Source organism: Erwinia sp. 9145 (genome assembly GCF_000745075.1).
GTDB classification, from domain to species: domain Bacteria; phylum Pseudomonadota; class Gammaproteobacteria; order Enterobacterales; family Enterobacteriaceae; genus Erwinia; species Erwinia oleae.
The window spans coordinates 2,697,520-2,710,678 of the sequence record NZ_JQNE01000001.1; the positions used below are offsets into that span (position 1 = coordinate 2,697,520).

The 13,159-nt window shown below is 55.5% G+C and carries 13 protein-coding genes; 8 read left to right on the forward strand and 5 right to left on the reverse strand.

Annotated features, from left to right (window positions below):
- Window positions 1-29: 29 nt before the first annotated feature.
- The 5 genes from FA91_RS12915 to FA91_RS12935 all read left to right on the forward strand — a co-directional run bounded on the left by FA91_RS12915 (window position 30) and on the right by FA91_RS12935 (window position 5,089).
- Window positions 30-2,156, forward strand: coding sequence for a TonB-dependent siderophore receptor (locus tag FA91_RS12915; protein WP_034919281.1), 2,127 nt, complete (start codon window positions 30-32; stop codon window positions 2,154-2,156).
- 34 nt (window positions 2,157-2,190) lie between these two features.
- Complete coding sequence (locus FA91_RS12920) at window positions 2,191-3,267, forward strand: ABC transporter substrate-binding protein (RefSeq protein ID WP_231566807.1); 1,077 nt, start codon at window positions 2,191-2,193, stop codon at window positions 3,265-3,267.
- Window positions 3,268-3,390: 123 nt separating this feature from the next.
- Window positions 3,391-3,762 (forward strand): ArsC family reductase, encoded by a 372-nt coding sequence (locus FA91_RS12925; protein WP_034916310.1) that lies wholly within the window; start codon window positions 3,391-3,393, stop codon window positions 3,760-3,762.
- The gene (gene dapE, locus FA91_RS12930) at window positions 3,763-4,890 is read left to right on the forward strand and encodes a succinyl-diaminopimelate desuccinylase (RefSeq protein WP_034916311.1); all 1,128 of its coding nucleotides are present in this window, start codon (window positions 3,763-3,765) and stop codon (window positions 4,888-4,890) included.
- Window positions 4,891-4,900: 10 nt separating this feature from the next.
- A complete protein-coding gene (locus tag FA91_RS12935; RefSeq protein WP_034916313.1) occupies window positions 4,901-5,089 on the forward strand; it encodes a YpfN family protein in 189 nt (62 codons plus the stop codon).
- A gap of 26 nt (window positions 5,090-5,115) precedes the next feature.
- Here FA91_RS12935 and FA91_RS12940 read toward each other — a convergent pair whose 3' ends face one another.
- The 5 genes from FA91_RS12940 to dapA all read right to left on the reverse strand — a co-directional run bounded on the left by FA91_RS12940 (window position 5,116) and on the right by dapA (window position 10,955).
- Window positions 5,116-7,143, reverse strand: a complete 2,028-nt coding sequence (locus FA91_RS12940) for a GNAT family N-acetyltransferase (protein WP_231566770.1) — start codon at window positions 7,141-7,143, stop codon at window positions 5,116-5,118.
- Window positions 7,144-7,146: 3 nt separating this feature from the next.
- A complete protein-coding gene (locus FA91_RS12945; protein ID WP_034916315.1) occupies window positions 7,147-8,004 on the reverse strand; it encodes a neutral zinc metallopeptidase in 858 nt (285 codons plus the stop codon).
- A gap of 142 nt (window positions 8,005-8,146) precedes the next feature.
- Window positions 8,147-8,860 (reverse strand): phosphoribosylaminoimidazolesuccinocarboxamide synthase, encoded by a 714-nt coding sequence (gene purC, locus FA91_RS12950; protein ID WP_034916316.1) that lies wholly within the window; start codon window positions 8,858-8,860, stop codon window positions 8,147-8,149.
- A 166-nt stretch (window positions 8,861-9,026) separates the two neighbouring features.
- Window positions 9,027-10,061, reverse strand: coding sequence for an outer membrane protein assembly factor BamC (gene bamC, locus FA91_RS12955; RefSeq protein WP_034916318.1), 1,035 nt, complete (start codon window positions 10,059-10,061; stop codon window positions 9,027-9,029).
- A gap of 15 nt (window positions 10,062-10,076) precedes the next feature.
- Window positions 10,077-10,955: a 4-hydroxy-tetrahydrodipicolinate synthase gene (gene dapA / locus FA91_RS12960; protein WP_034916320.1), complete on the reverse strand. Its 879-nt coding sequence runs from the start codon at window positions 10,953-10,955 to the stop codon at window positions 10,077-10,079.
- A 158-nt stretch (window positions 10,956-11,113) separates the two neighbouring features.
- Between dapA and FA91_RS12965 the strand changes: the two genes are divergently transcribed.
- The 3 genes from FA91_RS12965 to FA91_RS12975 all read left to right on the forward strand — a co-directional run bounded on the left by FA91_RS12965 (window position 11,114) and on the right by FA91_RS12975 (window position 13,133).
- Window positions 11,114-11,704, forward strand: a complete 591-nt coding sequence (locus FA91_RS12965) for a glycine cleavage system transcriptional repressor (protein ID WP_034916322.1) — start codon at window positions 11,114-11,116, stop codon at window positions 11,702-11,704.
- The gene (bcp, locus tag FA91_RS12970; protein WP_034916324.1) at window positions 11,682-12,149 is read left to right on the forward strand and encodes a thioredoxin-dependent thiol peroxidase; all 468 of its coding nucleotides are present in this window, start codon (window positions 11,682-11,684) and stop codon (window positions 12,147-12,149) included. Before FA91_RS12965 ends, bcp begins: the two co-directional genes overlap by 23 nt.
- 399 nt (window positions 12,150-12,548) lie before the next feature.
- Complete coding sequence (locus FA91_RS12975) at window positions 12,549-13,133, forward strand: common pilus major fimbrillin subunit EcpA (protein ID WP_034916326.1); 585 nt, start codon at window positions 12,549-12,551, stop codon at window positions 13,131-13,133.
- Window positions 13,134-13,159 lie beyond the last annotated feature (26 nt).

The following is a 13,159-nucleotide window of genomic DNA, read 5'->3' on the forward strand; positions in this document are numbered from 1 at the left end:
AAAAATATTTACTCCGGGAATTTTTCAACATGAACAACAACAGGCAGTCCCGTTTTAAAAAAAAATGTCATCCGGCGCTGCTGGTCGCGATTTACGGCCTGAGTGTCGTTGCACAAAAAGCCAGCTTCGCCTCGGAAGACGATACCCTCACGGTAACGGCAAGTGAAAGTGATACGCAGGGCTACAGTGAGCCAACCCGTAGCGTCGCCAGCAAAAAGCCGACGTCGCCGTTAAATGAGGCGCAATCGGTCAGCGTAGTAACACAAAAGCAGCTGGAAGATTTTCAGATCGACAGCCTGGCCGACGCCATGCGCTTTGTCAGCGGCGTAAGCGAAAGCAATACGTTGGCAGGAATGGAAGATGGCTTTACCCGCCGCGGCTTTGGGGGGAGCGCCGATGGATCCATCTATCGGGATGGCGTGCGCAGCAGTCAGGGGCTCAATCTGAATGCGGCCACCGAGCGGGTTGAGGTACTGAAAGGCTCCGCTTCCCTGCTTTATGGTATTCAGAATCCCGGCGGCGTGATTAATGTTGTCAGTAAAAAACCGCAATATGAATGGCACTCGCGAATGAGCGGGCGCTATGCCAGCGAAGGCGGCGGTGCCGGAACCGTTGACGTTACCGGCCCACTGGGCAACGGTTTTGCTTTTCGTATGATTGCTGAAAAGCAACATCAGGATTACTGGCGTAACTTTGGTAGCAACAGCCACACGCTGATTGCGCCGTCACTGCAATGGTTTGGTGAAAAAGCCAGTTTTTTAGTCAGTTATGAAGATTATCGCTACGATATCCCTTACGATCGCGGCACCGCTTTTATCAACGGTAAGCCCGTGGATATCGACTACAAAAAACGGCTGGACGATACCGCGAACCATGCCTGGGGCCATACAAAAACGCTGAACGCCTACTACGACTGGCAATTCAACGAAGCGTGGCGAACCCGATTCACCGTCGGGTGGAATCAACGTCTTTATGATAACAATGAAGTCAGGGTCACCGCCATTGACCCGTCCAGCGGCGTGGTGACCCGCCGCGCCGATGCGAACCGTGGCTTCAACCACAAAACCAAATATGTTTCCTGGGACGTACTCGGTTCGCAACAGCTGTTTGGCATGACGCACGATCTGGTGCTGGGAACGGATTACGAGATGAACCAGACCTACCGTGCCCGTCAGTATCAGGGTAAAGCGGACAAAAACTTTACCCTCAGCGATCCCGGCTACGACATGCTGACGCCAACCACCGATGATTCGACGGAAAACAGCGCCAATGCCAACAACCTCAACCGCATTCACAGCCGGTCACTTTATGCTAAAGACAGTATCTCACTGACCTCAGACTGGCTTGCCATCGTGGGCGGTCGCTATCAGCATTACGAGCAGCGCGCGTCGAAAGGCGTTGATCCCATCGTGCAGACGCTGGACAGCGAAGGCAATAAATTCCTGCCGCAGGCCGGACTGATTTATAAACTGACGCCGGATGTGTCGTTCTACGGCAGCGTCAGCAAGTCCTTTACGCCTTCAACTGACGTTGATGATGATGGCAGCGTCGGCAAACCAGAACAGGGCACCACCTGGGAAATCGGCAGCAAGTGGCAGATGACACCGCGTCTGTTCGCAACCGTGGCGCTGTACCGTATTGATGAAAAAGATATGTCGCTGAGCATCAATGGCACAACGCGAGCCATTAACAAGGCGCGCTCCAGCGGCGCTGAAGTCGAGGTGAACGGTGAAATTCTGCCTGAATGGGATCTCAGCGCCAACTACAGCTATGACAAAGCGGAGATCGTTGACGACGGCGTCAACGCTGACAACAACGGTAACCGGCTGCAAAATGCACCCCGCCATTCAGGCGCGCTCTATCTCAGCCACAATATCAACGTCCTTTCGCTGCCGGGCGATTTCCGCCTCGGCGGCGGCGCCCGCTACGTCGGTACGCGCGCGGGCGACCCGGAGAACAGCTTCACACTGCCGGATTACGTGGTGGCGGACAGCTTTATCGCCTGGAATCATCGACTGTTTGGCCAGAAAACCCAGCTTCGGCTGAACCTGAATAATATGTTTAATAAACACTACTACAGCTCCAGCGGCGGCAACCTGCGCGTGCGCGAGGGCGAAACCCGTAACGTGATGGTGCAGGCAAATGTTGAATTTTAAACGCGGGCGCATTGCGCAGGCAGCGCTCTTACTGATGCTGGCCTTCAGCCCGCTGCTGTCGGCAAAAACAATCACGGATATCGACGGTAACCACATTGCTATTCCGGATCGGCCGCAGCGGATTGTGCTCGGCGAGAGCCGCATGCTGTATACGCTGGCGATGCTTGAACCCGGCGATCCCTTTAAACGGATCGTTGGCTGGCCGCTGGATCTGAAAAAATACGACAGTCAGACATGGGCTGTTTTTGCCCGGCGCTTTCCGCAGATGCTGAAGATCACCCCAACAGGCCTGGGTGGCACCAACGATTTAAATCCGGAAAAAGTGCTGGCGCTGAAGCCTGACGTGGTTATTCTGCCAAGCCTTGCGCGCTATGACGACGCCGATCAACAGCTTCAGCTCATTCTGAAGGCGGCGAAAATACCCGTTGTCAGGGTCGATTTACGCGTACATTTACTCAAAAATACCACGCGAAGCGTGGAGATTTTGGGCGAGGTACTCAATCAGCAGCAGCGTGCCGGCGCGTTTACGCAGTTCTATGATCAGCATATGCATCGTATTCGCGATCGGCTTGCCGCCCACGCAGGGCCAAAACCGACGGTGTTGCTCCATTTCCACCTGGGTCGCCGCAACGAATGCTGCGTAACGGCGGTGAACGGCAGTCTGGGCGAACTGCTCGCGTTTGCCGGCGGCGATAATATTGCCGGAGGTAAAGTAAAGGGCGTATTTGGCCGACTCAGTGAAGAAACCGTGATTGCCTCGCAGCCTGATTACTACTTCGCTACCGGCATGGGTGATGCCAGCGATCGCAGCGCGTTGAGAATGGGGCCGGAGGTTTCGCCCGCCGTTGCACAACGCAGCCTGAAGGAACTTACGGCGAAGCAGAACGGCCTGCGTGAACTGAAAGCACTGCGGAACGGTCATTCGGCCGCTATATGGCACAACTTTTATCTCAGTCCGTGGCACGTTGCCGCCACGGAGTTTATGGCGAAAACGCTCTATCCCGACCTGTTCAGCGACGTAAACCCGGAACAAACGCTTCAGCAGTTCTTCCATCAGTTCCTGCCAGTCCCGTTCAGCGGCAGCTATTTTCTGCACGATCCCGGCTCCTGAAATCACCTTTCGCCGCCGCGACTGGATCGAAAGCGTCGGCTGGGGCATTATCTTCAAACGGGTTGATAATTCACACATTTGAAGCGTGCCGACGCAGGTGGTACGTAAAAGGGATACGGGTTAATGAAAGAGAGTTCGCTCACGCTCTACGGCATCAAAAACTGCGACACGGTAAAAAAGGCACGCAAATTTCTGCAAACAAACGGCGTGGCCTGCACGTTTCACGATTATCGCGTCGATGGTCTGGACGCGCTGATGCTGCAACGCTTTATCGATAAACTGGGCTGGGAGATCTTGCTCAATACACGCGGCACCACATGGCGTAAGCTCAGTGAAACGCAGCGCGCTGCGGTCACCGACGCTGACAGCGCGCGCGATCTGATGCTGGCGCACCCGGCAATCATCAAACGCCCATTGCTCTGCGGTGCAGACGGTTCTATGCTTCCGGGCTTCAGCGAAAGCGCCTATACGCAGTTTATTCAGGAGCAGCCGTAAATGTTTTGTCCCGTCATTGAGCTGACACAGCAGCTCATCCGCCGTCCTTCTCTCAGCCCTGATGACGCCGGCTGCCAGGCGATTATCATTGCCCGACTGGAAGCGCTGGGGTTCACCATCGAACCTATGCCGTTTGGCGATACGCTGAACTTCTGGGCCTGGCGCGGCCAGGGCGAGACGCTGGCGTTCGCCGGTCATACCGACGTGGTACCCGCGGGTGACGCCAGCCGCTGGATCAATCCACCGTTTGAGCCCTCCATCCGCGACGGCATGCTGTTCGGACGCGGCGCGGCAGACATGAAAGGCTCGCTGGCCGCGATGGTGGTCGCCGCCGAACGCTTTGTGAAAGCCTGCCCGAACCATCGTGGTCGACTGGCCTTTTTGATCACCTCCGATGAGGAAGCCAGCGCCACTAACGGCACGGTCAAAGTGGTCGAGACGCTGATGGCGCGCAATGAGCGGCTGGATTACTGTCTGGTGGGCGAACCGTCCAGCACCGAAACCGTCGGCGACGTGGTGAAAAACGGGCGTCGCGGATCGATGACCGCCAACCTGACGATCCACGGCGTGCAGGGACACGTCGCCTATCCGCACCTGGCGGACAATCCCGTGCATCGTGCGCTGCCCGCGCTGAACGAGCTGGTGGAGATTGAATGGGATCGCGGCAACGAATTTTTCCCGCCGACCAGCATGCAGATAGCCAATATGCAGGCGGGCACCGGCAGCAATAACGTCATTCCTGGCGACTTTTTTGTGCAGTTCAATTTCCGCTTCAGTACCGAACTGAGCGACGAGATGATTAAACAGCGGGTTCAGGCGCTGTTGGATAAGCATCAACTGCGCTATACGCTGACATGGAACGTTTCCGGCCAGCCCTTCCTGACCGCCACCGGAAACCTGGTGAATGCGGTAGTGAAAGCCGTTGCGCACTATAATGAAATCAGGCCAGCGTTGCAGACCACTGGCGGCACCTCCGACGGACGCTTTATCGCACGTATGGGCGCGCAGGTGGTTGAGCTGGGGCCGGTGAACGCCACCATTCATAAAATCAATGAGTGCGTGAAGGCCGCCGACCTGCAACTGCTGAGCCGGATGTACCAGCGGATTATGGAACAGTTGATCGCATAAGGGTAACTATATGGAATGGCTTAAAGAGTACTGGTGGATAATCGTTATTGTGTTGATGGTTGGCGTGCTGATGAACGTTTATAAAGATCTGAAGCGCATCGATCACAAGAAGTTCATGGCCAACAAGCCGGATTTGCCGCCGCATCGTGATTTCAACGATAAGTGGGATGACGACGACGACTGGCCGAAAAAGAAATAGTCAGCCGGGGCGCCTGCCGCCCCGCATTATTCTGCCGCATTGCTTTTCTCCCTCAGCGTCGCAATACGTAAGCGCCATTGCTCACTGCGCGCGCCGTCCAGGGTTTCCAGCGCGCGCTGCGTCTCCTGTCGGCATCCCGCCAGCAGCACCTTACGCCCGCTCATGCCAAACTGCCTGGCAAGCGAAGCACCGTCAGCGCCTTCCGCCACGGAACCGGAAAGCAGCGGCAGCGGCTGAGGAAAAACGCTGACCAGGCGCCCCAGCGCGCCAATGCCCGCCTCAAGCGGCCGCTGTGCCCAGGCGAAACCCGCCAGTTCCCGCCAGTCGTCGTCGTCGAGCGCCTCGTCATGCGCCGGAAACGTGAGACCGTCAATCTGCACAAACCGACGCAGCCACGGCCAGTCTCGCGCCAGACGCTGACTGGCACGCGCGCATAGCTGGCTGCCCTGTTCGCTTATCGGCAGGACAGCCATCGCCGCATAGCAGCCGCTGCTGGCTTCCTGCCGGGTGCCGATTCGTACCAGTTGAAATCCGCACGCGCGCCAGAATGCCCACAGCGCGTCGGTGTAGCCAAAACTGACCGAGAGGAAATCCAGCCCGCGCGCGCGTGTTATGCCGTGACGCACCATGTTACGCCCGATGCCGCACCGCCGCAGCGCAGGCGCTATCGCAATACGGCTGATACGACGTGAGTGAAGCTGCGCCGCCTCGGGAAAGCTGGCGTGTGCCGCAAGCGACTGCGCGACAAGGTTTCCGCGCGGACGGCGAAAACCAGCCCAGACCGCTTCGGCCAGCGACGCCGAAAGCCCCCCCTCTTCGACCAGCCATGCGGCGCCGCTCACCTGGTCACCCTGCAAGGCAGCGCTGAAGTGCATACCCGGCGCATCCATCATCCGTCTTAAATCAAGCGGCGAGGTGCGATAGTGAGCGCTCGCAAGAAGCTGATAAAGGGCGCAGAGCTGTGCTGGATGGGTTTGCCAGTCTGCCTGTTCAGGAAAAACATAGCGGACGTCCGCCTCGCTGCGCTCAGGCTGCGCCTCTTCAAACAGCAGCGTCCCATCGACAAAGCGCTCAAGCGGATCGTTTTTCGCCCAGCGCAGCGGTTCGTCAAGGCTCAATAGCGTGGCATTTGGCAGCCCGGCGCAAAACTTCAGCAGGAAGCCGCGCCCGGTTCCCTCAAAGCCCTGAAGCGTGGTGGTCAACAGCACACGAGGAAAAAGCGTGACCAGTTTTTCCAACAGCGGCGTGGGGATAGCCGCCGCTTCATCAATAATCAGCCAGTCGATTTTCTGCGCCTGGTAGTCAGCCTGTTCCGCCAGCAGGCGATCCGGGGCGATAAAACGGAATTTCTCGCCCGCAAAACGTGCCAGCACCTCGGTAGACACCTTCGCCGGAGCGGTGATGAGACATTCGCCAGGCCACTCTGCCGCCAACTGCCCGGCCAGCGCCGATTTACCTCTGCCGCGCGGCGAAATCAGCGCGTGGATCCCCGGTTCGCAGGCGAGCAGACGCGCAAGCAGTTGCCGCTGCGCGGTGTTATCGGGCTGCCACGCGGGCCCGTCGGGCAGCGGCGGCAGGCGCAACGGAGAGTGCTGGCGCAGCAGCGCGGCATCGCTGTCGGTCAGCACCCGTTGGCGGAATCGATGAAGGAAATTGGGCGTGGGGATGGCGGAAGGTTGTTCGCTCCAGCGTAGTGAATCGGTATCCGGCTGTGCCAGCCAGCGTTCCCACGCCGGCGCCAGAACCAGCAGCCAGCTGCCGGGTTTAAGCGTACCGGAGAGCGCGGCCAGCGCCTCTGCATTGAAGCCGTGTCGGGCGTCAAAAACCGCATGAAGAAATTCGCGGCCCAGTAGCGTGCGTGCCGCCGTCGCGGCGCAGGAGAGCGGGCTTTGCGGCGCATCGCCGAGCCACAGCCAGTCGCCGGGAAGCGCCGCCATCCACCGGGCGGCCTGCTGCTGGCACCACTCCTCCTCGCCGCTGATCACCAACAGACGGCGCCTGCCCTGCTGCTTCAGCGCCTCTGTATGTGTGATCAGGTCGCCGGGTTCAGCCACCGCTTAGCCTGCAAAGGTGTTGCACTGGCCAGGATTCCCGCTGTCGTAACCTTTTTTGAACCAGTCATAACGCTGTTGCGACGTGCCGTGCGTAAAACTGTCCGGCACCACGCGGCCCTGACTTTGCTGTTGCAGGCGATCGTCGCCGATCGCTTCGGCGGCGTTTAACGCCTCGTTCAGATCGCCCGGTTCAAGCACTTTTTCCTGCTGCATATAGTGGCCCCAGACGCCGGCAAAGCAGTCGGCCTGAAGCTCCATTTTCACCGAAAGCTGATTAACCTGCGTCTGGCTGGCGCCCTGCTGCATCTGGCGAACCTTCGATTCAATGCCCATCAGCCGCTGCACGTGGTGTCCAACTTCATGAGCAATCACGTAACCCTGCGCAAAATCGCCGTCTGCGCCGAGCTTGTTTTTCATCTCATCATAGAACGAGAGGTCGATATAAACCGTGCTGTCGGACGGACAATAGAACGGCCCCATCACCGACTGGCCGGTACCGCAACCGGTTCGCGTGGCACCGCGATACATCACCAGTTTCGGCGCGGTATAGGTTTTGCCCATCTGCTGGAAAATTTTCTGCCAGGTGTCTTCCGTCGTCGCCAGGATCACTTTAGTAAATTTCGCCGCCTCATCGTCCTGCTGCGGATCAACGCGCTGTTGCTGGACGGATTGCGATCCCCCCGTCTCGCCGGTTAACAGCGGCGTCAGGTCGTATCCATAGTAGCCCGCCACCATCACCACGATCAGCAGCACGATGCCGCCTTTACCGCGCGGAATACGCATCCGACCACCGCCGACGGTGCCCGGTTCATTTCGACGATCTTCGACATTGTCGCTTTCGCGGCGCCCTTGCCAACGCATACATTACTCCTTGTTGAGACCGCAAAGCGGCAGATGGGCTAATTTTAGACGTCGCGGGGTCACTGCACCAGCCCCGGCATGATAAAGGGGGATTTGAACAGGCAGGAAAAGGCGCTACGGCCGCGAGCCGTAGCGCAGAGGGTCAGTCCAGCTTCACGCCAAGACGAGTTGCTACTTCCTCATAGGCCTCGATCAGGCCGCCAAGGCTTTGGCGGTAGCGATCCTTATCCATCTTATTGAGCGTTGCTTTGTCCCAGAGACGCGCGCCATCCGGCGAGAACTCGTCACCCAGCACCACTTCGCCATTGAACAGGCCGAACTCCAGCTTGAAGTCGACGAGGATCAGACCGGCGTCATCAAAAAGCGCGCTTAACACCTCGTTGGCTTTGTAGGTCAGCTCGCGCATGCGCGCCAGATTCTCTTTACTCACCCAGCCGAAGGTCTCGCAGTAGGAGTCGTTGACCATCGGATCGTGTTTGGCATCGTCTTTCAGGAACAGATCGAACAGCGGCGGATTGAGCACCATGCCCTCTTCAACGCCCAGGCGCTTCACCAGCGAGCCTGCCGCGCGATTGCGCACCACGCACTCCACCGGCACCATATCCAGCTTTTTCACCAGCGCTTCGTTATCAGAAAGCAGCGCTTCCATCTGCGTGGGGATGCCCGCTTCCTGAAGTCTGGTCATAATAAAATAATTAAATTTATTATTAATCATTCCCTTGCGATCAAACTGTTCGATACGCTCACCGTCCAGCGCTGACGTATCGTTACGGAATTCGAGAACCAGCAGATCCGGGTTATCGGTGCTGTAAACGGTTTTCGCTTTACCGCGATACAACTCAGCTTGTTTTTTCATCTTCTTAAACTCCAAACATAAAATATTCTGCGTATTTCGCTTCGCCATCACGGCAACAAGAAGCAATCTGTCGAGGCGAATAGTCTATAATCTGCGGCGAAAAAACCGAAGCAATCGTTTACGCGTCAGAGAATAAAAAAGGCCGGAGATGCTCCGGCCTCTGATATTACTTACTGAAGGCGGCCTGGAATACGGCCACCAGCGCGTCGTTTTGCGACTGCGTAAGCGTATGACCTTTCGGGTCAAGGAATTGCAGGCTGCTGCGGTTATCCAGATCGCCGACCTGAAGTTTGTAGTCGCCGTTGACCAGTTCAGGATCTTTCGCACCCAGCTCGTCCCAGGTATCGCTACCCGGCGCTTTATAGGTCACGTTCAGGCTGCCCTGAGAACGGTTGCTGTCGGTCACCTCCATCCCCACGCGCGGCAGCGCCTGCGGCAGACGTTCCCAAACGGTGTTGAACGGCGCCCGCACGATCAGCGCAGGCAGACCGGTTTCATCAGCACCGCTCTGCACGTCAATCTGCGTGGCGCTGCGGTGTGCCGCGGCGTTTTCACGACTGGTCTCAATCTTATCCAGGCCGCTGCTCAGTTCATTCAACATCTGCGCGGTGTAGCGCTGAAGCTGAACCGGCGAAGTTACCGCACTGTTTTCCTGTTGCAGTTCCAGCAGCTTGACGCTCAGCGCCTGCTGATAACCCTGCTGCTGCACGTTGATTTGATAGCGTCCGCGATACTGATGATCTTCATCGGCGCGATTCCACTGCACCCAGTCCGTGGTCAGCGTCTGGCTGGCGTCAGTGCGGCTGGCAATGGGGTAGTTTCGTTGCTGTACCACATTAACTACCTGCGGCCACAAAGTGCCATTGCGAGCGTTATCCAGCAGCAGCACGCCTGAGTTACCGGCAAACTGAGTGCGCGCGCCGTTCATCAGCGCCAGCGGCTGAGCGGGCGGACGAATGTCTAACTGCTTGCCAACCGCGCCTTTGCTGTTAACGTCAGGAACGTCATATTCACCATTTTGCAGCGGAAGTACCATGCCCGCAGGGGCGTGTAGATCGCTAACGTCTGCGGCCTGAAGATAGGATTCGTCACCGCTGACCTGGCGCTTATAGCGCTGGTCGCTGGAACATGCCGCCAGCAGCATCACAACGGAAAGCCCTACCACCTTTGCGACAGCGGACTTTTGTACTGAGTAAGCCATTACTTCTCCCTAAATTTAAAGCAGGCCAGCTTTTTGGAGCGCCTGCTCAACAACCGGACGTCCCGCTGCTGTCAGCGGCGTCATAGGTAAACGCATCGTATCGGTTGCAATTAATCCTAACTGTTTAGCCGCCCATTTGACCGGTACAGGATTAGGCTCGATAAACAGCTTCTGATGGAGGTGCATCAGGCGCTGGTTCAGGCGACGTGCTTCCACAAAATTATGCTGTTGTGCCAGTTCGCAGAGCTGCGCCATCTCGCGTGCGGCAACGTTTGCCGTCACTGAGATAACGCCATGACCGCCTAACTGCATAAAGTCGAGGGCGGAAGCGTCGTCGCCGCTGACAAGAACGAATGTCTCATCAACCAGCTCTTGGATCTGACTAACCCGCGATAAGTTCCCGGTTGCCTCTTTAATACCGATAATATTTTTGATTTTTGACAGACGGCCAACGGTTTCCGGCAGCATGTCGCAGCCGGTGCGGGACGGCACATTATACAGCATCTGCGGCAGGTCGGTACTTTCGGCAATGGCTTTGAAGTGCTGATACAGCCCTTCCTGCGTGGGACGATTGTAGTAAGGCGTGACGGTCAGACAACCCACCACGCCGCTGTTTTCGAATCGTCTGGTCAGCGAGATGCCCTCGGCGGTGGCATTTGCACCGGTTCCGGCAATGACCGGGATGCGGCCATCGGCCAGCTCCAGCGTCATCATCACCACATCGCCATGTTCATCATGGCTTAACGTAGCGGATTCACCCGTTGTTCCTACCGAGACAATTGCTGCCGTTCCGCTGGCAACATGATAATCGATCAGTTTTTTTAAGCTCGCCCGGCAGACATACCCTTTCTCATCCATCGGCGTAACGAGTGCAACAATACTTCCCGTGAACATTAGCCATCCCCTCCACAAACAAGTGCTTCATGGTACGTTTGACGGCTATTGAAAAGCAAGCGGACAAGGCCGCGCGGCCCCTTGGCACAGGGTATTTTTTATGTTTACCTTAGCGTTATCATATTTGCTAATCATCATGACGGACAGGAAGCATCATTTTGCCGCAGTCAGAGCAACATCATTTGGTTATCACCGCGCTCGGCGTTGATCGTCCGGGTATTGTTAATACCATTACCCGTCATGTCAGCAGCTGCGGTTGTAATATTGAAGACAGCCGCCTCGCCATGCTCGGCGACGAATTCACCTTTATTATGCTGCTTTCCGGCAGTTGGAACGCCATCACGCTGATTGAATCAACGCTGCCGCTCAAGGGCGCCGAGCTGGAACTGCTGATTGTAATGAAGCGCACCGCCTTTCGCGAACGGCCGCCGATGCCCGCCACGGTGTGGGTGCAGGTTGAGGTAACCGACTCGCCACACATTATTGAACGCTTTACCGATCTGTTCGATTCGCACCAAATGAACGTTGCGGAACTGGTTTCTCGCACGCAACCGGCTGAAAATCAGCCTGCCTTGCTCTATATTCAAATAACGGCCCATAGCCCGGCTCGCCAGGATGCATCATTTATTGAGCAGGCGTTTAACGAGCTATGTACAGAACTGCATGCGCAAGGCACTATCAGCGTCGTTACGTATCCACAGCATGATGAAAAAATGGAGAGTTGTGATGAATCCACTGAAAGCCGGTGATGTTGCACCGAAATTTAGCTTGCCCGATCAGGATGGCGAACAGGTAAATTTAACCGACTTCCAGGGACAGCGCGTTTTGGTCTATTTCTATCCAAAAGCGATGACGCCGGGGTGCACCGTACAGGCGTGCGGCCTGCGCGACAGCATGGACGAGCTGAAAAAAGCAGGTGTTGAGGTGCTGGGCATCAGCACGGACAAGCCTGAAAAGCTTTCGCGCTTCGTTGAGAAAGAGCTGCTGAATTTCACCCTGCTCTCTGATGAAGATCATCAGGTCTGCGAGCAGTTTGGCATCTGGGGCGAAAAAACCTTTATGGGGAAAACCTACGATGGCATCCACCGTATCAGCTTTCTGATTGGCACGGATGGTAAAGTCGAGAAGGTGTTTGATGAATTCAAAACCAGCGATCACCACGATATCGTTATGGCCTGGCTACAGCAGGCATAATTCAGGAAGAAAGCGGGTTTAAAAAACCGCATAACGCTGCAATGGGCTTAACGGAGTAATCTGTTAAGCCTTTTTACGGACAACAACTTTTTAACGATACGTTTTTTGTTGCGGTATTTCTGGATAAATTTATATATAAAGCGACCAGACAATCAAAATATTAAACACCTGATGGTTATTATATTATTTTTTTAATAAAAACCTGGCCCAACATAGCCATTAGCTCAAAAAACTCACTAACCCCATTGAATTTGCATAAGAAACATACTCATCAGGTAAATAACAAAAAAATATGGCGTACCGTATTGCTATTAGATAGTACTGATTTATAATACTTGAAAATATCGAGAAAAAAGATTTTTTCCTCATAAGTGGACTGTTATTCAAAAGGATTTAAAAATGAAAAGAACCTCTCTTTTATTGTCTGTCGTTGCATTAACTTTTAGTACTTTCACCTATGCAGCCGAACATACTGCGATTTCCGTGGCAACCTGGTCTGCAACGGCCAAAAAAGATACTACCAGTAAACTGGTTGTTACGCCGGTGGGAAGCCTGACATTTGACTATGCGGCCGGCCTGGCAGGCTTTAACACGCAAAAAGGATTATTTGACGTTACTATTGAAGGCAATGCTGACGCGAAGGATTTTTCTCTTGAATCAAAAGTACTTTCCAGCACGTTAAGCTTTCTTGGTTCAGATCCCTCCACGCTGGAAGTTGGCGTTATGTGGAATGGTATAGCCCTTGATAAGGCTTCCTATACCACCATTCTTGATACAAAGAAGAATATCAACGGCGGCAACCTGTTTAATCTTGCCAGTATTTACAAAACGACTGGTCGCAGCAGCGCACAGGAAAATTTCACGTTCAATATTACCAGCGCCTCTGATGGTACGGCGCCCTTGACCAACATGGAAGAGTTACCTGATGGTGTATGGACCGGTGATGTTAAGGTAGAATTCCTGGCCACCTGGACCACCGCATAATTAATCATGGATACAGCGCTGCCTGA

Coding starts and splice junctions, on each gene's coding strand:
- FA91_RS12975 (WP_034916326.1), top strand. CDS start 12,549: ATGAAAAGAACCTCTCTTTTATTGTCTGTCGTTGCATTAACTTTTAGT.
- FA91_RS12935 (WP_034916313.1), top strand. CDS start 4,901: ATGGAATGGCTTAAAGAGTACTGGTGGATAATCGTTATTGTGTTGATG.
- purC (WP_034916316.1), bottom strand. CDS start 8,860: ATGAAAAAACAAGCTGAGTTGTATCGCGGTAAAGCGAAAACCGTTTAC.
- FA91_RS12915 (WP_034919281.1), top strand. CDS start 30: ATGAACAACAACAGGCAGTCCCGTTTTAAAAAAAAATGTCATCCGGCG.
- FA91_RS12920 (WP_231566807.1), top strand. CDS start 2,191: ATGCTGGCCTTCAGCCCGCTGCTGTCGGCAAAAACAATCACGGATATC.
- dapA (WP_034916320.1), bottom strand. CDS start 10,955: ATGTTCACGGGAAGTATTGTTGCACTCGTTACGCCGATGGATGAGAAA.
- dapE (WP_034916311.1), top strand. CDS start 3,763: ATGTTTTGTCCCGTCATTGAGCTGACACAGCAGCTCATCCGCCGTCCT.
- FA91_RS12925 (WP_034916310.1), top strand. CDS start 3,391: ATGAAAGAGAGTTCGCTCACGCTCTACGGCATCAAAAACTGCGACACG.
- bcp (WP_034916324.1), top strand. CDS start 11,682: ATGAATCCACTGAAAGCCGGTGATGTTGCACCGAAATTTAGCTTGCCC.
- FA91_RS12945 (WP_034916315.1), bottom strand. CDS start 8,004: ATGCGTTGGCAAGGGCGCCGCGAAAGCGACAATGTCGAAGATCGTCGA.
- bamC (WP_034916318.1), bottom strand. CDS start 10,061: ATGGCTTACTCAGTACAAAAGTCCGCTGTCGCAAAGGTGGTAGGGCTT.